We start from the raw sequence: 18,040 nt of genomic DNA on the forward strand, positions 1-18,040 counted from the left end.
CTCTGTCATGAGCGTGCCGGAATATGGCGGTTTTTCGCCTTTTTTGACCAGATCGACCGGGTGGGGGAACGCGGTCCACTGGATCGCTCCAACCGTTGGTGTTACGCCGCGCTGAGCGAGGCCGGAATGATGGCCCATCCTGGGGAAGCGGATTCATGACGGTTGGCACGAGACCCGGCGGCGTCTGTCCGGCGCGGGTATAGATCCATGATGCTTCGTATGCCTCCATGGGGCTCGGTATCGCGTGATGGCGACCCGCCGCTTCCGTATCTGACCTTTTCGCGTTCGGACTGGGCGGCGTTGCGGGCCAACGTGCCGCTTTCGCTGTCCGAGGAGGATATCGCGGCGCTGCGTGGCCGCAACGAGCCCGTGTCGATGGCGGATATCGCCGAGGTCTATCTGCCTCTGTCGCGCCTGCTCAATTTGTATGTCATGGCCTCGCGTGGCCTGAACAGCATGGTGGAGAGCGCGTTCCTGGGGTGTCCGCGCATTTCGGTGCCGTTCATCATTGGCATTGCCGGCAGCGTTGGCGTGGGCAAGAGCACCTTCGCCCGCCTGCTCCAGGCGGTGCTGTCGCGCTGGCCGGACCATCCGCGCGTCGACCTGGTGACGACGGACGGGTTTCTGCTGCCGACGCGGGTGCTTGAAGAACGGAGCCTGATGCAGCGCAAGGGCTTTCCGGAGAGCTATGACCTGCGGCGGATGATCGCCTTCCTCGCCGCTGTGAAGGCGGGCGAGCGGTTGCAGGAAGTGCCGCTGTACTCGCACGAAGCCTATGACATCGTGCCCGACCGGTTCCAGATGGTGGACCGGCCGGATATCCTGATCTTCGAGGGGCTGAACGTGTTGCAGACCGGTACCGACCGGTCGATGGTGGCATCGGATTATTTCGATTTCTCGATCTATCTCGACGCGACCACCAGCGATATCGAATCGTGGTACGTGGAGCGGTTCCTGCTGTTGCAGCGCACGGCGTTCCGCAAGCCGACCTCCTACTTCCATCATTATGCCGACCTGTCGCCCACCGAGGCCGAGCGGGTGGCGGGGCAGATCTGGAACCGGATCAACCTGCCCAATCTGGAAGCCAATATCCTGCCCACGCGCGAACGCGCGCGGCTGATCATGCGCAAGGCGCGGTCGCACGCCATCAGTGAAGTCCGCCTGCGTTATCTTTGAGATCGGCGGCCGGTCCGGTTCCGGAACGCGCTCGGGCGCGATAGGCTTGCGGCTGTTTCGCAAGGGGTAGGTCATGGTCCGGGTCATCGGTCTTATGAGCGGCACGTCGCTGGATGGGGTCGATGCCGCTGGAATCGAGACCGATGGCGTTGCGGTCGGGGAGGCCGGGCCGACGGCGACCATTCCTTTTCCGCCCGGACTGCGCGCGCGGACCCGTGCCATTCTCGATCGTGCGGCGAGCCTGCCGGACGATGATCCGGCGTTGCTGGCCGTCGAGCGGGAGCTGACGCTGCTGCATGTCGCGGCCGTGCGCGCGCTGGACTGGCCGGCCGAGCTGATCGGGTTTCATGGCCAGACGATCCTGCATCGTCCGGCGGAGCGCCGAAGCTGGCAGATCGGCGATGCCGCCTTGCTGGCGGCGGAAACCGGGGTGCCGGTCGTGCATGATTTCCGCAGTGCCGACCTGGCGGCGGGCGGCGAGGGCGCGCCGCTGGTGCCGGTCTTTCACCAGGCGCTGGCGCGGGGGCTGGCGCATCCGCTGGCCGTGCTGAATATCGGCGGGGTGGCGAATGTTTCGCTGATCGGGGCGGATGGGGCGTTGCTGGCCTGCGATGTCGGGCCCGGCAACGCGCTGCTGGATGACTGGGCCATGCGCCATACCGGCGTGCCGTGCGACCGTGACGGTGCGCTGGCGCGGGCGGGACGGGTCGATATGGCGGTGCTGGAGCGCCTGGTGGGCGACCCGTTTTTTGCCCGGCCCGCGCCGAAATCGCTGGACCGGCTGGCGTTTCATCGGGCCATGGACCTGCTGGCCCCGCTTTCGCCGGCCGATGGGGCAGCGACGCTGGCCGCCTTTACCGTGCGGGCGGTGGCCAGTCTGCCGCTGCCGTTTCAGCCGCGTCGCTGGCTGGTCTGTGGTGGGGGGCGCCACAACCCGGTGCTGATGGATGGTTTGCGGGAATCGCTGGGGGCCGTGGTGGAGCCGGTCGAGGACGTGGGGTGGGATGGCGATGCGCTGGAGGCCCAGTGCTTCGGTTTTCTCGCCGCGCGTGCCGTGCGGGGGTTGCCGCTCTCCTTCCCCGGAACGACCGGGGCGGATCGGCCGGTCTGTGGCGGCAGGCTGGAACAGCGGGGCCTGCCCGGGGCCGCGATGCGGGGGTTGGAGCGCCTGCGAGCGGGGTAGGGTGGCCGGCCTGTTCGGGATCAGGCGGGTGCGGGGTAAGGGATGCCCAAGGCATCGAGGCGGTCGTGTACCTGTTTCAGCAGGGTGGGGTCGCCGTCAGGGCCGAGTGTGTGGAGGGTGCGCGCCATGGCCAGCAGCACGTCCGACGTCGCATCGCCCACTGCGCGCCGCCACCAGTCGAGGGCCTGGGCGCGCTCGCCCATCGCCAGCAGGGCCGTGGCATAATTATGCTGTCCGCGATAATCGCCGCCTTCGGCCGAGCGGCGATACCAGCGGAGGGCTTCGGCGGGATTGCGTTCGGTGTGCCAGCCTTCCTCGGTGAAGCGGGCGACCAGGTTCATCGACTTGGCGTGGCCGCGTTCGGCGGCGCTGCGGAACAGCTCCAGCGCGCGGCGGAGGTCGGCCGGCATGCCGATGCCGCGCATGGTCATGATGCCCAGATTGTAGCAGCCCCAGAGATCGCCGAGATCGGCCGCCTTCCTGTAGCTGGCGGCGGCGGCCGGGAGGTCGAGCGGGCCGCCCCAGCCGAAATGATGGCAGCGCCCCAGCATGTTGTGGGCGGGCGCGTAGTTGGCCGAGGCCGCGATTTCGTACCATGTCCGCGCCTGTTGCGGGTCGGGCGGCACATAGATGCTGTCGAGCAGGATGTCGCCCCAGCGCACCTGTTCGGCGACATGGCCCTGGGCGGCCCGGGTACGGATCTCTTCGATGAAGGGCGGCAGGGCGGGGGGCATTGGCCTGCCGGGCCGGCGCCGGCGTGCGGCCTTCTTCAGGGCATGGACAATCCGCATGTGCAGGGACCCGTGGCGATTGGCAGTCGGCGGTTACAAACCATGGGTGGGCTATTTGTGCAATTGATAATCTGTTGCAATGCAGCTATTCAGCAGCCTCGCCATGTCGTCCGCATGGTGTGCGTCGGCCTTGGTGGGGCTGCCGGGCGGGAAACGTCGCCGGTCGCGCGTGCCTGGGCCGTGCCAGTTCTTTGATCGGGACCGCCATGTTGCTGCATATCCCCAATGTTCTGTCTTCCGAGGAGGTTCTGCATTGTCGTCGTGCGCTGGCCGACGCGCCGTGGGCGGATGGCAAGGTGACGGCGGGGCCGCAATCGGCGTCGGCCAAGCATAATCTGCAGATTCCGCTGGACCATCCGCTGCATCGGTCACTGGGCGAGATCGTGCTGCGCGCGTTGGGGCGGAATGCGCTGTTCAACAGCGCGGTGGTGCCGCTGCGTGTCGTGCCGCCTTTGTTCAATCGCTATGACGAAGGCATGTCGTTCGGCGCGCATGTGGACAATGCCATCCGGCCGATTCCCAATTCCGGCGGTATGCGCATCCGTACCGATGTGTCTTCCACGCTCTTCCTGACCGATCCGGAGGAGTACGAGGGGGGAGAGTTGCGGATCCATGATGCGTCGGGCGTGCAGGAGATCAAGCTGCCTGCGGGCGACATGATCGTTTACGACACTACCGTGCTGCATGACGTGGCGCCGATCACGCGCGGGAGCCGCTGGGCGTCGTTCTTCTGGACGCAATCGATGGTGCGGGATGTGGAGCGGCGGCGGATTCTGTTCGACCTGGATCGCACGATCATGGATCTGCGCACGCGCCTTCGGGACGACGACCCCGCCGTGCTGGAACTGGTGAATTGTTATCATAATCTCATGCGCCAATGGTGCGAACTCTGAAAACCTGCCTGGAAATGCGGGCTGGTGGCGATCCGGCGCGCGTTTCCTGTGCTCCGATGCTCACGGCCATTGAGGCCGCTCCGCTTCGGTGCTCGGAAACACACGACGGGCGCGGCCCGTTGGGCCGCTCTCGCTCACCAGCCCACATTTCCAGGCAGGTTTTGAGAATCTGTCCGAGTAGGCTGGTGGCGATCCGACGCGCGTTTCCTGTGCTCCGATGCTCACGGCCATTGAGGCCGCTCCGCTTCGGTGCTCGGAAACACACGACGGGCGCGGCCCTTCAGGCCGCTCTCGCTCACCAGCGCGCATTTCCAGCCAGGTTTGGAGAACTTGTCCGAGTAGGTTGATGGCGACCCGACGCGCGTTTCCTGTGCTCCGATGCTCACGGCCATTGAGGCCGCTCCGCTTCGGTGCTCGGAAACACACGACGGGCGTGGCCCTGCGGGCCGCTCTCGCTCACCAGCCCGCATTTCCAGGCAGGTTTTGAGAACCTGTCCGAGTAGGTTGGTGGCGATCCGACGCGCGTTTCCTGCGTTTTGATGCTCACGGCCATTGAGGCCGCTCCGCTTCGGTGCTCGGCAACACACGACGGGCGCGGCCCTTTGGGCCGCTCTCACTCACCAGCCCACATTTCCAGGCAGGTTTTGAGAATCTGTCCGAGTAGGCTGGCGGCGATCCGGCGCGGGTTTTCTGGGCGTCCGCGCTGTCGAACACATGACGGCCGTGCCGGTACGCGGCGCTCTGGCGCGCCATGGGGCCGGAGAGATGGCGCCCGGCTGGACACGAAAGCCGTAGCGGCATGTGATTGCGGTTACATTTCGCTCATGATCGATACATTCGTAACGATTCCCGATTGCCGGGATGGCGCGGTTTCAGGTGCGTGCCCGGATACGCGCTGTCGCATACGGTGCGTGAATATCCTGAAATAATCATTGTATTTCAATATTTTCCTGCGTGGTCGGCTACGTGAAGCCGTGCTGGCGGTGGGAAGACATTTTTTGTCGTAAATGAAATTTCTTGACGCTTTGTATCCGCCATGAAACATACGCGATTAATGCGAGTGGTTCGCATTTTCATGTATGATTTTGAGGAACCCCGGCGAATGGGTGTCACTGGAAAATGGCGTGCGGTGCGGCAGGTGGCGCCCCAGCGCGGTCAGGTCCTGTGTGGACTGGCGATGGCGATGATCGGTAGCCAGGGGCTGGCCGCGACGCCGGGTGTCGCGGCGGGCGACAAGCTGACCGACGAGGAAAAGAAGAAGGCGCGGGAAGAACGCGCGAACCCCCGGCACGAGCATATCGAGGTCGTGGGCCAGTGGCATGACATGTCGCCGAAATTCACCGCCCCGCTGCTGGATACGCCCAAGAGCGTTACGATCATCTCCCGCCAGTTGCTGAGCCAGACCGCGTCGAACACGCTGGCCGACGCGCTGCGCAACGTGCCCGGCATTACAATGGGGGCGGGCGAAGGCGGCAATCCGGTCGGCGACCGGCCGTTCCTGCGGGGGTTCGACGCGCAGTCGAGCACCTTCGTCGACGGATTGCGCGATGTGGGCGCGCAGTCGCGCGAGACGTTCAATGTGGAATCGATCGAGGTCGTGAAAGGGGATTCCGGTGCCGTTACCGGGCGCGGTGGGGCCGGCGGCGCGCTGCTGATCAACAGCAAGATGCCGACGCTGAAGAATGCGATCGACGCCAATCTCGGTTTCGGCAATGCCGATTACAAGCGCGGCACGTTCGACGGCAACTGGCGGATTACTGACACGGGCGCCTTCCGCCTGAACCTGATGGGCGACGACCAGGGCGTGGCCGGGCGCGGGCCGACCCATTACCGGCGTTTCGGCGTGGCGCCGTCGCTGGCGTTCGGGCTGGGAACCGCCAATCGCGTGACCCTGATGTATTACCACATGCAGAATGACGACCTGCCCGATGTCGGCATTCCGTACAATAATCCGGCCTTCAACCCGCGCTCCGACGGTGCGCCGCGGGTTCTGGCGACGGGCAATGGCGAGCCGGTCAAGGTGCCGTTCGATACCTGGTACGGGCTGGAGAACCGCGATGCCAACGAGGACGGCATCGATATGGGCACCCTGCGGCTGGAGCATGATTTCAGCAGCACGCTGCATCTGCGCAATACCACGCGCTATTCGGAAACGACCCAGAACGACCGCTGGACGATGCCGGACGACAGCCAGGGCAATATTTATTACGGCTATGTCTATCGCCGCCTGAACAGCCGGTTTTCGACCTTCGATACGGCGACCAACCAGACCGATTTCTATGGGTCGTTCGATCTGGCGGGCTTCAAGAACCAGTTTGCCTCGGGCGCGGAATTTACCCGCGAGCAGGGCAAGAACGACAATTATACGGCCTATGTAAACGGCCAGAATGTCGGGTCGGGAACCAATTTCACGCGCTGCGCGACGGCGCTGGCCCTGTCGTCGGATACCTGCACGTCGCTGTTCAATCCGAACCCGAACGATCTGTGGACGGGCGACCTGAAACATACCGGCACGCCGAACAGCACGCGCTTCGACACCAAGGCGGTCTATCTGTTCGATACGATCACGTTGCTGAAGCAGCTTCAGGCCAATGTCGGCCTGCGCTACGACAATGTGCAGAGCACCTTTCGCTCGGCGGCGGGTGAGTATGGACGGGGCGACAATCTGTTCACCTATCAGGGCGCGCTGGTCTACAAGCCGCGTTCCAACGGGTCGATCTATGCGTCCTATGCCACGTCGGCGATTCCGCCGGGCAATTCGGTCGGCCAGGGCTCGGACGATATCAGCCTGGGTGCCGACCGGAGCGGCAATATCGGTGCCGTCCTGAAGCCCGAGCGCGATCGCACGATCGAGGTCGGCACCAAGTGGAACGTGCTGCATAACCGGCTGCTGGTGACCGGCGCGCTGTTCCAGATCGATGCCACCAACTTCAAGATTTCCACCGCGACGGGCGGGATCGACAATGGCGGCACCAAGCGGGTGCGGGGCTTCGAGGTCGGCCTGAACGGGCAGATTACCCGCAAATGGTCGATCAATGGCGGCTTTACCTATCTGGACGCGCGGCTGCTGAAGGCTGGCGGGGCGGGCGCCGCCGCCGGGGTGATGGATGGGCGGCATGCGCCGAACACGCCGGAGAACAGCCTGGCCCTGTGGACGACCTATCGCCCGATCGAGCCGCTGACGATCGCGGGTGGCGTCTATTACATGGCCAAGGTCTACGGCACGGATTCGCCCACCGCGCCGAAATTCATCCCCAGCTATTACCGGTTCGACATCATGGCGAGCTACCGCTTCCTGAAGCACTACACGCTTCAGCTCAATGTCCAGAACCTGGCCAACAGGCGCTATTTCACCCAGGCCTACACCACGCATTACGCGATGCAGGCGCCGGGGCGGACGGCGCTGGTCAATCTGAACGTGCATTTCTGAGCGGCCGGGCCTCCATGCCGAATGGTGCCGCCATGCCGGAGGCCGGACGGGACGCGGTGACGGCCGGTGTCGCGACGATCTGCGACCTGGCCGGTGGCGGGGTGGCCGATGCGCAGCTTGCGCTGGGGCAGATCCTGCTGGATGGCGTGCTGCTGCCGCGCGACCCGGCGGCCGCGCTGGGCTGGTTTCTGGCGGCGGCGCGGCAGGGCAGCGCCATGGGGTGCAACATGGTCGGACGCTGCTGCGAGCTGGGATGGGGCATGGCCGCGACCCCGGAGGAGGCGATGCGCTGGTATCGCCGTGCCGCCTGCGCCGGGCTGGACTGGGGCATGTACAATTACGCCACCGGGCTGACCCTGGGGTGGGACGGGCCGCCCGATCATGCGCGGGCGCTGGCGTGGCTGCGGCGGGCCGCCGCGCGCGGGCACTGCAAATCGTTCAATATCATCGGCGGTTTTTATGAAGACGGCTGGGCCGTGACGCGCGACCTAGCGCAGGCGCGGGTATGGTATGCCCGCGCCGCCGATGGCGGGGATTTTCGCGGGCATTTCAATCTGGGGCGCTTTCTGGCGGCGGAGGGGCGGGCGGCGCAGGCGCGGCGGCATTTCGAGATCGCCGGTCGGACCGCGACACCGGCCTTTCGGGCAAAAATGGAACAGTTCCTGGCGGGAGGCGGGAACGAGGCCGGGTGCGCCATGCGTTTCGCTTCGGCCGTGGAAGGGGGCGGATCGGGGCCCTGATTTTGGCAATCCGGCCTTTGGAGGGGTAAAGGTTCGTCACGCATATCGGGATGACGAGATGACTGCTTCCTCCGCCTCTTCCGCGCCGGCCGGGGCCGGGATCATTCGCCTGATCGCCTGTGCCGCCGGGCTGGTGGTGGCCAATATCTATTATGCGCAGCCGCTGATCGGGCTGATCGGGCCGGATATCGGCCTGGCGCCGGCGTGGCTGGGCAGCATCGTGATGCTGACGCAACTGGGCTATGGCTGCGGCATGATCGGCCTGGTTTCGCTGGCCGATATCGTGGAGAACCGGCGGCTGGTGCTGGTGGCGCTGGGAGGGCTGGCCCTGACGCTGCTGGCCGCCGCCTTTGCGCGGTCGGCGGGGGCGTTTCTGGTCATGGCGTTTGCCATCGGCGTGTTCGCGACCGCGACCCAGGTGCTGGTGCCGCTGGCCTCGCACCTTTCGGCCGTGAAGGATCGCGGGCGCGTGGTGGGCACGGTGATGGGCGGGCTGATCGGCGGGATCATGCTGGCGCGGCCGTTTGCCAGCGTGGTGGCCGATCATGCCGGCTGGCATGCCGTCTTCCTGGCATCGTGTGCGATGACGCTGGTGCTGATGGCGGCGCTGGCACGGGGTTTGCCCCGGCGGCAGCCCGTGCATGACGGGTTGACCTACGGGCATATCCTCGCCTCGCTGCCCGGTATCCTGCGCGATACGCCGCTGCTGCGCCGGCGGGCGTTCTATCAGGGATCGGTGTTCGCCGCGTTCAATATCTTCTGGACGGCGGTGCCGCTGCAACTGGCCTCGGCCCCCTTTCATCTGGGGCAGACGGGGATTGCCCTGTTCGCGCTGGCCGGGGCGGGCGGTGCGCTGGCGGCGCCGGTGGCCGGGCGGCTGGCGGACCGAGGGCTGACGAATGCGGCCACCACCGGGGCGATGGTGATGGTGGCGGGGGGATTCGCGCTGGGGCTGGCGGCGGTGGCGGGCCATGCGCTGGTGCCGCTGGCGGTGGCGGCGATCGTGCTGGATGCCGGGGTGCAGACCAACCAGGTGATCAGCATGCGGGCGATCTATCTGCTGCGGCCGGAGATCCGGGGGCGGCTGAACGCGCTGTTCATGACCATCGTGTTTCTGTGCGGCGCGGCAGGTTCGGTGCTGGCGGCCGCCCTGTTTCATCATGGCGGGTGGCAGGCGGTCTCGCTGGCCGGGGCCGTGCTGCCGCTGATTGCGCTGGGGCGGCAGGTTCTGGCCGGCGAGGCGATGCGGCCTCGCGCCTGACCGGACATGCGCGCCGGGTGATCCGGCGCGCTGTTCCGGTCAGGCTCTGGTGGCGGATCAGGCCGTCTTCTTCGCTTCGATCAGCGCGCGGTAGATGTCGAGATAGTCCTCGGCCATGCGGCGGGCGGTGAAGCGTTCCTCGAATCGCCGGCGGATGCGGTCGTGCTGCATTTCGGGCAGGCGGGCGCAGGCGGCGATGGCCTCGTGCTCGTCATCGACGATCAGGCCGGTCAGCCCGTCTTCCAGCACCTCGGGGACCGAGCCGCGGCGGAAGGCGACGACGGGGGTGCCGCAGGCCATGGCCTCGATCATCACCAGGCCGAACGGTTCGGGCCAGTCGATTGGCATCAGCAGGGCGCGCGCGCCCGACAGGAAGGCGGGCTTCTGCCGGTCGTTGATCTCGCCGATCAGTTCCACGCCCTCGCCCAGCATGGGGACGATCTCGCGCTCGAAATATTCGGCGTCCACCTTGTCGATCTTGGCGGCGATCTTGAGCGGCACGTTGAGGGCGCGGGCGATGCGGATTGCCTTGTCCACGCCTTTTTCCGGGCAGATCCTGCCCAGGAAGGCGAAATAGTCGCGCGGGCCGGGCTGGGGCGTCAGCAGCTTCTCGGGCAGGCCGTGCAGCACGGTGCGCACGTAGTGGGCCTGGGGCAGGGGCAGGCGCTGGTTGTTGGAGATCGAGACGATCGGCACCTTGGGGAAGGCGTCGAAGACCGGTTGCAGTTCCATCAGGTCCAGGCGGCCGTGCATCGTGGTCAGCATCGGTGTGGGCTGGCGGCTGAAATAGGTGAAGGGCCAGTAATCCATATGGAAATGCAGGATATCGAACTGCTCCGCCGCGCGCGCGACCTGTTCCATCATCAGCATGTGCGGCGCGATCGGGTCGCGAATCGCGGGATCGAGGCGCAGGGCCTGGGGCCAGCAGGCGGTCAGCCGGGCGGAGGTCACGCTGTCGCCGCTGGCGAACAGGGTCACATCATGGCCCATGGCCGTCAGTTCTTCCGTCAGGAAAGACACGACACGCTCGGTGCCGCCATACAGTTTGGGCGGCACGGCTTCATGGAGCGGCGCGATCTGGGCGATACGCATGGGGCAGTTCACTTCTTTCTTCCGCATGAATGGACAGGGGATGCTAGCGTGCCATCGGGAAACGGCAAATCAATGGCACGCCGGAAGGCGGGCTGCGGCAACAGGTGGAACGAAGCGCGGTAAAGGTTGTTCCGTCCGATGGGCCGACCTGCCCGGCATCTGCGGGGATGGGCAGGGAGAGCCTATCTTTCCTGCCCCCGATCCGGATAGATAAACATTTCAGGGTGTGGAACTTTCCGCGCGTCACGACGACCGGACAGGCCGGCAGCAGAGAGGGCAGCCGATTTTGGCGACTGAGACCAAGACCACCATTTCAGACGATCAGTTGGTTCATTACCTGGGCCGGCCGCTTGCCTTCGTCTTCCGCTATGCGCGGGGTCATGCGCTGCTGCATGCCGTGATTTTCCTCTCCGTCATGGTCGCCGTGGGGTGCACCGTGGGGGCTACCTACGCCACCCGCTTCCTGGTCGATACCATGACCGCGCACGGTGTGGGAGACATGCCGCCCGTCTGGCATGCCGTGGTGATCCTGGTCGTGGTCATTGCCTTCGACAATATGTCGTGGCGGGTGGCCGGGTGGTTCGCCACCTATGCCTTCGTGGACATGACCGGCGATGTGCGGCGCGACCTGTTCCGCTACCTGACGGGCCATTCGGCCGGTTATTTCGCCGACCGGATGTCCGGCGCCATGGCGACGCGGATCTCCACCGCCTCGATGTCGGTCTTTACGCTGGAGAATCTGGCGGCGTGGAACGTGCTGCCGCCCTGCCTGAACGTGGCGCTGTCGGTGAGCCTGCTGCTGACGATCAGCCCGGTGATGGCGGGGGTGATCGTGGCGCTGTCGGCGGGGCTGTGCCTGCTGGTGTTCCGCATGGCGGCCGGCGGGCGGAGCATGCACCAGCATTATGCCGCCGAGGCGGCGAGCGTGGACGGCGAGATGCTGGACATCGTCAACAACCTGCCGCTGGTCCGCTCCTTCGGCATGACGGGCTATGAGCGGCTGCGCCTGGGCGAGACGATGCGCCAGGAGATGGGCGCGCGCGGCCGGTCGCTGCGCTACATGGAAAAGCTGCGGCTGGTGCATGCGGTGCTGACGGCGGTGCTGACGGCGGGCCTGCTGTTCTGGGTGGTGATGCTGTGGCATCTGGGCCGCGCCAGCGTCGGCGACGTGGTGATGGTGGCCAATCTGGGCTTCATGATCCTGCATGGCACCCGCGACCTGGCGGTGGCGCTGGTGGAGACGATCCAGCATATCGCGCGGCTGGACGAGGCGCTTTCCGCCATTCTGGTGCCCCATGAAATGGTCGATTCGCCGAATGCGCGTGGCTTTAGCGGTCCGGTGCGGGGCGAGGTCGCGTTTCGCGACGTGATGTTCGCCTATCCGGGCGGGGCGCCGGTGCTGTCGCATTTCAACCTGGTGATCGAGGCGGGAACGCGGGTCGGGCTGGTGGGGCGGTCGGGATCGGGCAAGAGCACGATCCTGGCCCTGGTGCAGCGCCTGCGCTACGTGCAGGGCGGGTCGATCCAGATCGACGGGGTCGATCTGCGAGACCTCGACGAGGCGAGCCTGCGGGCCTGCATGTCGGTGGTGCCGCAGGATGTGTCGCTGCTGCGGCGGTCGGTGATGGAGAATATCCGCTATGGCCGGCCGGATGCGACGGATGACGAGGTGATTGCCGCCTCGATCGCCGCCGGGTGCCGCGATTTCATCGACGCCATGCCCGAGGGTTTCCAGACCGAGGTGGGGGATCGCGGCGTCAAGCTCTCGGGTGGCCAGCGGCAGCGGATTGCCATTGCCCGCGCGTTCCTGCGCAATGCGCCGATCCTGATCCTCGACGAGGCCACCAGCGCGCTGGACAGCGAGAGCGAGCAGCGGGTGCAGGAGGCGCTGGACCGGCTGAAGGTGGGGCGCACCGTGATTGCGGTGGCGCACCGGCTTTCCACCCTGCGCGATTTCGACCGCATCGTGGTGATGGATCATGGCCGGATCGTGCAGGACGGGCCGGTGAGCGTGCTGGAACGGACCGAAGGCCCGTATCGCGATTTCCTCGAGCGCCAGTCGATGTTTATCGAAGGTGCCGTGTGACGACATGACGAAGGAACGGGACGAGGGTGAGGTGATGGCGCGTGCGGCGGCCTCATTGCCTGAAGGACGGGGCCATGGCGCGGAGAAGGTGGAGCGGCCTTCCCGCGCGGCGATGGAGAGTGGCCGACGGGCGCTGAGTGCCGAGGCCTATGAATATATTCGTGGCGGGCTGATCCGCAGCCGCTACAAGGTGGGTCAGCGGCTGGTGCTGCGCCCGCTGGCCGCCGAGCTGGGATTGAGCCCCACGCCGGTGCGCGAGGCCCTGCTGCGGCTGGTATCGGAGCAGGCGCTGGACCTGAACGACCGCAATACGGCGGTGGTGCCCGACATCACACCCGCCAGTTTTCGCGAGATCCATTGGCTGCGCGTCGATCTGGAGAGCCGGTTGGTCCAGGCGGCGGCACTGCGGGCCACGCCTGAGGAACTGGATGCGCTTTCGGATGTGCATGAGCGCTTCCAGATTGCCTGCGCGCGGCAGGATGAAGGCATGATGGCGGCGGGGAATGCCGATTTCCACGCCATGCTGGCGGCCACGGCCGACCTGCCGCTGACGGCGAATATCCTGCATAATCTGTGGGCGCGGATCGGGCCGCTCTATGCGCTGGCGCGCACCGCTCCGCCCGCGCGGCCGCCCGGTATGCGCCACCCCCATGACGAACTGATGGCCGCGCTGCGCGCGCATGATCCGGAGGCCGCTACCCGCGCGCTGATCATCGATGCGGACTATGCGCGGAGCTGGATCGAGCCGCTGCTGTCGCAGGGGATGGTGGAGGACCAGTCGTAAGAGGGGATATCGTGCGCCGCGCCGCTCATGTGGCGGCGATGATCGCCGCAGTCGCGAATGTTTGCCTGCTGGTGGGCTGCGTTGTTTTCCAGATACCGTTCTGCCTGGACACCCTGGATCGGTTCGGCCGCTATATGTGGATATCGCTGCTGCCGGGTGCGGTGATCCCGATATGGCGCCGTTGGAACGTGCCCTATGCGGAGCGCGTTCGACTGGGGTGGTGACCCCAGGGGCGATGACTATTGGGGCAGCCGGGGCCGGCTGGGCCGGACCCGGCTGAGACGTGCCTGTTCAGGCGGTCTTCGCCGCAGGTTTGGCTTCAGGGACCTCGATGTCGATCTCCAGCATCGAGACGCCGGCGCCGCGATCCATCTTGATCTGGACCTTGTCCTGGTCGACCGAGATATGCCGCTTGATGACTTCCAGGATTTCCTCCTGGAGCTTGGCGATCAGTTCCGACTGACCTTCGCCGGCACGCTCGTGCGCCAGCAGGATCTGCAGGCGGTCACGGGCGACGGGGGCCGAATTTTTGCGTCCGAAGAATGAGGCCAGAAAACTCATGCGACACTCCGCTTGAACAGCCAGTCGAACAGGCCCTTGCGTTCGGTCGGCACGCTGACATCCAGTGTTTCGCCCTCCAGGCGGCGCACCGCCTCGAAATAGGCGCGGGACGGCGCACTGGTGGGATTCGATAACGTGACCGGCATGCCGAGGTTCGATGCCCGCAGGACTTCCTCGCTTTCGGGGATGATGCCTAGAAGGGGGATCGACAGGATTTCCAGCACGTCTTCGGTGCGCAGCATTTCGCCGCGCGCGGCGCGCGCGGGGTCGTAGCGCGTCAGCAGCAGGTGCTTGTCGATCTTCTCGCCCTTCTTGGCGCGCTCGGTGGTGCTGTCGAGCATGCCGATGATGCGGTCGCTGTCGCGCACCGAGGAGACCTCGGGATTGGTCACCACCACAGCCTGGTCGGCGTGATACATCGCCAGTTGCGCGCCGCGCTCGATGCCGGCGGGGCTGTCGCAGATCACCCAGTCGAACTTCTCGCGCAGTTCCTCGATGACCCGCGCGACGCCCTCGGGGGTCAGGGCGTCCTTGTCGCGTGTCTGGGAGGCGGGGAGAATCGAGAGGGTTTCCACCCGCTTGTCGCGGATCAGGGCCTGCGCCAGCTTGGCGTCGCCCTGCACGACGTTGATCAGGTCGAACACCACGCGGCGTTCGGCGCCCATCACCAGATCCAGGTTGCGCAATCCGACATCGAAATCGACGACGACGACGTTCTTCCCGGTCTGGGCCAGTGCCGCGCCGAGGGCAGCGGTCGATGTGGTCTTGCCCACACCGCCCTTACCCGAAGTGACAACCAGCACCTTGGCCATATGCGTGTTTCCTTATGTCGGGACCTGCCGTTCTGCGGCAACGTCTTGATATGAATCTAATGGCGGAAATGTGGTGAGGGCAACGGGAAAGCGGGATTTTCGTCAGTTCAGTGTGCGGACGATGAGGGTGTCGTCCTCCAGCATGGCCTGGGCGGAGCGGCCGTGCAGGGCGGGGTCGATCTCCTCGGCGATCATGTAATACCCGTCGATCGCCAGGAGTTCCGCCTTCATCACGCCCGCGTAGATCCGCGCCCCGGTCTGCCCGCCCATGCCGGCGATCGCCCGCCCGCGCAGCGTGCCGTAGACATGGACCGATCCGGCGGCCGAAATTTCGGCCCCCGATGCCACGGACCCGATGACGACCACGTCGCCGTCGGGATTCTGGACCGACTGGCCGGATCGTACCGGCCCTTCGACGACCAGCGCCGATGACGGCCCCGATGGCGGGGCGGCGGCGGGTGCCGTGTCGCCCGTGTCTTCGTCGGGCAGTTCCACCGTGCCGGCGGCGCGGCCGCCCTCGAAGCCCATGGGCCAGTCCCAGCCGGCCACGGCCGGCCAGTCCGGATCGGCGCCCTCGATTCCGATGATCCGGACGCCGCGTTCCAGCAGGGCTGGGTAGAGTTCCGCCAGCCCTTCGGCGTCGCCCGCCAGCAGGCCGAGATCGAGAATGATCGGCTTGCCCACGAAGAAGGAAGGCGAACGCGCGATCTGGGCATCCAGCCCGCGCAGCCAGTCGTCCAGTTCGGCCTCGGGGGAGAGCACCAGCGCCAGGAAGGAGCGGCCACGGGCGCGGATGCGGGGAAGCGGGCGGGTTTCGTCGGACAAGGGCGTCACGGACCTTCACGTCTGCTGGGAAGGGAACCCGTTCCAGCTACCGTGAGAACGGGGCGCTGTCGAGCGATCCGCGCGTTCGTGCGCCGATTTCCATCGGAGCGTGCAAGGGCTCTTGGCGCGGCGTGTTTCGATGGCATAAAGTGGGACAATGCGTATCCTCTATCATCTTCCGCTTTCGCCCTATTGTCGCAAGGTTCGTCTGGTGCTGGGCGAGAAGCGGCTGCCGTTCGAACTGATGATGGAACGGGTCTGGGAGCGGCGGCCCGACTATCTTTCGGTCAATCCGGCCGGCACCGTCCCGATGCTGGTCGAGGAAAACGGGCTCTCGATTCCCAATTCGTCGGTGATCTGCGAATATCTGGAGGAAGCCTATCCCGACACGCCGCTGCTGGGGCGCACGCTGGCCGAGCGGGTCGAGGTACGGCGGCTGGTCGCGTGGTTCGACGAGAAATTCGCCAGCGAAGTGACGCAGAACCTGCTGCATGAGAAGGTGATGAAGCGGATCGCGGGGCGGGGCAACCCGGACGGCAACGCGCTGCGGGCCGGGTATGCCAATATCCGCTACCATATGTCCTATCTGGACTGGCTGGCCGAGACGCGGAAATGGCTGGCGGGGCCGACGCTCTCGCTGGCTGACTTTGCCGCGGCTTCGCATCTGTCGTGCCTGGATTTCATCAACGATGTCGATTGGAACAAGGCTCCGGCGGCCAAGGACTGGTACGCCCGGATGAAATCCCGCCCGTGTTTCCGCGCGCTGCTGAACGACCGGGTGACGGGGATCGTGCCGCCGGATCATTACGCCGACCTCGATTTCTGATCCGTCGATGGCCCTGATGATCGAGACGGACGCCATCGTGCTGGGCGCGGGTGCTGCCGGGCTGATGGCGGCGCTGGCGGCCGGCCAGCGCGGGCGGCGGGTGGTGGTGCTGGACCACGCGGACGAGGCCGGGCGCAAGATCCTGATTTCGGGTGGCGGGCGCTGCAATTTTACCAACCTGGATACCGAGCCCGGGCGGTTTCTCTCCGGCAATGCGCATTTCGCCAAATCGGCGCTGGCGCGTTTCCGGCCCGCCGACATTCTGGAGATGATCGGACGCCATGGCATAGCCTGGCATGAAAAGACGCTGGGGCAACTGTTCTGCGACGGGTCGGCGCGGCAGGTTGTGGCCATGCTGCTGGCGGAATGCGCGGCGGGTGGCGTGGATATCCGGCTATCGCACCGGATCGTGGGGGTGACGGGGGGCGAGGGATTCCGGGTGGAGACCGATCGCGGGGTGTTTCGCGCGCCGTCCCTGGTGCTGGCGACCGGAGGGCTTTCGATTCCGCGCATGGGGGCGACCGGCCTTTCGCATGGGATTGCGCGGCAGTTCGGGCTGGGCGTGACGGCGACGGCCCCGGGGCTGGTGCCGCTGACGCTGGATGCGGTTGAGGATGGGTGGACGCGCGAACTGGCCGGCGTTTCGCTGGAGGTGATCGCGCAGTGTGGCGGCAAGCGGTTTCGCGAGGCGATGCTGTTTACCCATCGCGGATTGTCGGGCCCGGCGATTCTGCAGATTTCGTCCTATTGGGAGCCGGGGCGGGAGATCAGCCTGAACCTGCTGCCCGGATGCGATGCGGGCGCGATGCTGCGCGAGGCGAAGCGGCAGCGGCCACGGGTGGAGGGGCGGACGATGCTGGGCGGCTTTCTGCCGCAGCGCTTCGCCCAGGCGATGGCGGCGCGACATCTGCCGGACCGGCCGGTGGGCGATGTGCCGGACGCGGTGCTGAACCGTCTGGGGCAGGTGCTGGCCGGCTGGCGCCTGATGCCGGCCGGGAGCGAGGGTTATGCCAAGGCCGAGGTAACGCGCGGGGGCATCGACACGGACGACCTGTCGTCGCGCACCATGGAGGCGCGGACTGTGCCCGGCCTTTATGCGGTGGGCGAGGCGGTGGATGTGACGGGTTGGCTTGGCGGTTATAATTTTCAGTGGGCCTGGGCCAGCGGCCATGCGGCAGGCCGCGCGATCGCCGAGAAGGGTTGATCGCGGGCGGCGCAACCCGCCGGTCCCGCTGGCCGTTTCAGGATTCGCATGATCCTTGGACGGGAGGACGGAATGGCGACTGATCTGATTGCGCGCCGGCTGGTTGCGCGGGGGCGGGTGCTCCTGCTGCTGGCCGGGCTGGCGGCCGTGCCGGCGGGGTGCAGGGGCGTGGCGGAGGGGTATCCGCCGCCGCCCGGGGCCCCGGTCGCGGGGTACGGGTATCTCTGCAAGGCTGGCGTCTATAGCTGCCGTCTGCCGACGCAGGTGCCGCTGGGGTCCGATTGCTCATGCCCGGGGCTGGGGGCGCCGTCCTACGGGAATGTGCATCCGGGTTAGTCTGGCCGAATCGGAGCGGGAGGAGGGCCGGGGGCCGGTC

At 66.3% G+C, this 18,040-nt stretch carries 17 protein-coding genes; 12 read left to right on the top strand and 5 right to left on the bottom strand.

Going from position 1 to position 18,040, the window contains the following annotated elements:
- Window positions 1-207 precede the first annotated feature (207 nt).
- Both coaA and ACMAUO_RS01240 read left to right on the top strand, forming a co-directional pair.
- Window positions 208-1,176: a type I pantothenate kinase gene (gene coaA / locus ACMAUO_RS01235; RefSeq protein WP_420355193.1), complete on the top strand. Its 969-nt coding sequence runs from the start codon at window positions 208-210 to the stop codon at window positions 1,174-1,176.
- Window positions 1,177-1,249: 73 nt separating this feature from the next.
- The gene (locus ACMAUO_RS01240) at window positions 1,250-2,359 is read left to right on the top strand and encodes an anhydro-N-acetylmuramic acid kinase (protein ID WP_420355194.1); all 1,110 of its coding nucleotides are present in this window, start codon (window positions 1,250-1,252) and stop codon (window positions 2,357-2,359) included.
- A 20-nt stretch (window positions 2,360-2,379) separates the two neighbouring features.
- Here the strand turns inward: ACMAUO_RS01240 and ACMAUO_RS01245 are convergent, their stop codons facing one another.
- Window positions 2,380-3,150 (bottom strand): tetratricopeptide repeat protein, encoded by a 771-nt coding sequence (locus ACMAUO_RS01245; RefSeq protein WP_420355195.1) that lies wholly within the window; start codon window positions 3,148-3,150, stop codon window positions 2,380-2,382.
- Between the two features lie 206 nt (window positions 3,151-3,356).
- Here ACMAUO_RS01245 and ACMAUO_RS01250 point away from each other — a divergent pair, with 206 nt between their 5' ends.
- The 4 genes from ACMAUO_RS01250 to ACMAUO_RS01265 all read left to right on the top strand — a co-directional run bounded on the left by ACMAUO_RS01250 (window position 3,357) and on the right by ACMAUO_RS01265 (window position 9,474).
- Window positions 3,357-4,043, top strand: coding sequence for a Fe2+-dependent dioxygenase (locus tag ACMAUO_RS01250; protein WP_420355196.1), 687 nt, complete (start codon window positions 3,357-3,359; stop codon window positions 4,041-4,043).
- Window positions 4,044-5,145: 1,102 nt separating this feature from the next.
- The gene (locus tag ACMAUO_RS01255; protein WP_420355197.1) at window positions 5,146-7,473 is read left to right on the top strand and encodes a TonB-dependent receptor; all 2,328 of its coding nucleotides are present in this window, start codon (window positions 5,146-5,148) and stop codon (window positions 7,471-7,473) included.
- Window positions 7,474-7,487: 14 nt separating this feature from the next.
- Complete coding sequence (locus ACMAUO_RS01260) at window positions 7,488-8,213, top strand: tetratricopeptide repeat protein (protein ID WP_420355198.1); 726 nt, start codon at window positions 7,488-7,490, stop codon at window positions 8,211-8,213.
- Between the two features lie 58 nt (window positions 8,214-8,271).
- On the top strand, window positions 8,272-9,474 hold the full coding sequence (locus tag ACMAUO_RS01265; protein WP_420355199.1) for an MFS transporter: 1,203 nt from the start codon (window positions 8,272-8,274) through the stop codon (window positions 9,472-9,474).
- Window positions 9,475-9,531: 57 nt separating this feature from the next.
- Here ACMAUO_RS01265 and ACMAUO_RS01270 read toward each other — a convergent pair whose 3' ends face one another.
- The gene (locus ACMAUO_RS01270; protein WP_420355200.1) at window positions 9,532-10,566 is read right to left on the bottom strand and encodes a glycosyltransferase family 4 protein; all 1,035 of its coding nucleotides are present in this window, start codon (window positions 10,564-10,566) and stop codon (window positions 9,532-9,534) included.
- 286 nt (window positions 10,567-10,852) lie between these two features.
- Here ACMAUO_RS01270 and ACMAUO_RS01275 point away from each other — a divergent pair, with 286 nt between their 5' ends.
- The 3 genes from ACMAUO_RS01275 to ACMAUO_RS01285 all read left to right on the top strand — a co-directional run bounded on the left by ACMAUO_RS01275 (window position 10,853) and on the right by ACMAUO_RS01285 (window position 13,660).
- On the top strand, window positions 10,853-12,652 hold the full coding sequence (locus tag ACMAUO_RS01275; RefSeq protein ID WP_420355201.1) for an ABC transporter ATP-binding protein: 1,800 nt from the start codon (window positions 10,853-10,855) through the stop codon (window positions 12,650-12,652).
- 112 nt (window positions 12,653-12,764) lie between these two features.
- The gene (locus tag ACMAUO_RS01280) at window positions 12,765-13,436 is read left to right on the top strand and encodes a GntR family transcriptional regulator (RefSeq protein WP_420357162.1); all 672 of its coding nucleotides are present in this window, start codon (window positions 12,765-12,767) and stop codon (window positions 13,434-13,436) included.
- Between the two features lie 11 nt (window positions 13,437-13,447).
- Entirely contained in the window at window positions 13,448-13,660 is a 213-nt protein-coding gene (locus ACMAUO_RS01285; protein ID WP_420355203.1) for a hypothetical protein, read from the top strand.
- 67 nt (window positions 13,661-13,727) lie between these two features.
- Here ACMAUO_RS01285 and minE read toward each other — a convergent pair whose 3' ends face one another.
- The 3 genes from minE to minC all read right to left on the bottom strand — a co-directional run bounded on the left by minE (window position 13,728) and on the right by minC (window position 15,634).
- Window positions 13,728-13,997, bottom strand: a complete 270-nt coding sequence (minE, locus tag ACMAUO_RS01290) for a cell division topological specificity factor MinE (protein ID WP_420355204.1) — start codon at window positions 13,995-13,997, stop codon at window positions 13,728-13,730.
- On the bottom strand, window positions 13,994-14,809 hold the full coding sequence (gene minD / locus ACMAUO_RS01295; RefSeq protein ID WP_114727694.1) for a septum site-determining protein MinD: 816 nt from the start codon (window positions 14,807-14,809) through the stop codon (window positions 13,994-13,996). The genes minE and minD overlap by 4 nt, the downstream gene beginning before the upstream one ends.
- A gap of 102 nt (window positions 14,810-14,911) precedes the next feature.
- Entirely contained in the window at window positions 14,912-15,634 is a 723-nt protein-coding gene (gene minC / locus ACMAUO_RS01300; RefSeq protein WP_420357163.1) for a septum site-determining protein MinC, read from the bottom strand.
- Between the two features lie 157 nt (window positions 15,635-15,791).
- On the opposite strand from minC, the gene fzlA reads away from it, so the two are divergent.
- The 3 genes from fzlA (at window position 15,792) to ACMAUO_RS01315 (ending at window position 18,000) form a co-directional block, all read left to right on the top strand.
- Window positions 15,792-16,460, top strand: coding sequence for an FtsZ-binding protein FzlA (gene fzlA / locus ACMAUO_RS01305; protein WP_420355206.1), 669 nt, complete (start codon window positions 15,792-15,794; stop codon window positions 16,458-16,460).
- A gap of 16 nt (window positions 16,461-16,476) precedes the next feature.
- Window positions 16,477-17,664: a BaiN/RdsA family NAD(P)/FAD-dependent oxidoreductase gene (locus ACMAUO_RS01310; RefSeq protein WP_420357164.1), complete on the top strand. Its 1,188-nt coding sequence runs from the start codon at window positions 16,477-16,479 to the stop codon at window positions 17,662-17,664.
- A gap of 72 nt (window positions 17,665-17,736) precedes the next feature.
- Complete coding sequence (locus tag ACMAUO_RS01315; protein ID WP_420355207.1) at window positions 17,737-18,000, top strand: hypothetical protein; 264 nt, start codon at window positions 17,737-17,739, stop codon at window positions 17,998-18,000.
- Window positions 18,001-18,040 lie beyond the last annotated feature (40 nt).

Source organism: Gluconacetobacter brunescens (assembly GCF_048695475.1).
Lineage (GTDB): Bacteria > Pseudomonadota > Alphaproteobacteria > Acetobacterales > Acetobacteraceae > Gluconacetobacter.

What these genes read in the sequence shown, in the direction of transcription:
- coaA (WP_420355193.1), top strand. Translation starts at nt 208, where the DNA reads ATGATGCTTCGTATGCCTCCATGGGGCTCGGTATCGCGTGATGGCGAC.
- ACMAUO_RS01240 (WP_420355194.1), top strand. Translation starts at nt 1,250, where the DNA reads ATGGTCCGGGTCATCGGTCTTATGAGCGGCACGTCGCTGGATGGGGTC.
- ACMAUO_RS01245 (WP_420355195.1), bottom strand. Translation starts at nt 3,150, where the DNA reads ATGCGGATTGTCCATGCCCTGAAGAAGGCCGCACGCCGGCGCCGGCCC.
- ACMAUO_RS01250 (WP_420355196.1), top strand. Translation starts at nt 3,357, where the DNA reads ATGTTGCTGCATATCCCCAATGTTCTGTCTTCCGAGGAGGTTCTGCAT.
- ACMAUO_RS01255 (WP_420355197.1), top strand. Translation starts at nt 5,146, where the DNA reads ATGGGTGTCACTGGAAAATGGCGTGCGGTGCGGCAGGTGGCGCCCCAG.
- ACMAUO_RS01260 (WP_420355198.1), top strand. Translation starts at nt 7,488, where the DNA reads ATGCCGAATGGTGCCGCCATGCCGGAGGCCGGACGGGACGCGGTGACG.
- ACMAUO_RS01265 (WP_420355199.1), top strand. Translation starts at nt 8,272, where the DNA reads ATGACTGCTTCCTCCGCCTCTTCCGCGCCGGCCGGGGCCGGGATCATT.
- ACMAUO_RS01270 (WP_420355200.1), bottom strand. Translation starts at nt 10,566, where the DNA reads ATGCGTATCGCCCAGATCGCGCCGCTCCATGAAGCCGTGCCGCCCAAA.
- ACMAUO_RS01280 (WP_420357162.1), top strand. Translation starts at nt 12,765, where the DNA reads ATGGAGAGTGGCCGACGGGCGCTGAGTGCCGAGGCCTATGAATATATT.
- minE (WP_420355204.1), bottom strand. Translation starts at nt 13,997, where the DNA reads ATGAGTTTTCTGGCCTCATTCTTCGGACGCAAAAATTCGGCCCCCGTC.
- minD (WP_114727694.1), bottom strand. Translation starts at nt 14,809, where the DNA reads ATGGCCAAGGTGCTGGTTGTCACTTCGGGTAAGGGCGGTGTGGGCAAG.
- fzlA (WP_420355206.1), top strand. Translation starts at nt 15,792, where the DNA reads ATGCGTATCCTCTATCATCTTCCGCTTTCGCCCTATTGTCGCAAGGTT.
- ACMAUO_RS01310 (WP_420357164.1), top strand. Translation starts at nt 16,477, where the DNA reads ATGATCGAGACGGACGCCATCGTGCTGGGCGCGGGTGCTGCCGGGCTG.
- ACMAUO_RS01315 (WP_420355207.1), top strand. Translation starts at nt 17,737, where the DNA reads ATGGCGACTGATCTGATTGCGCGCCGGCTGGTTGCGCGGGGGCGGGTG.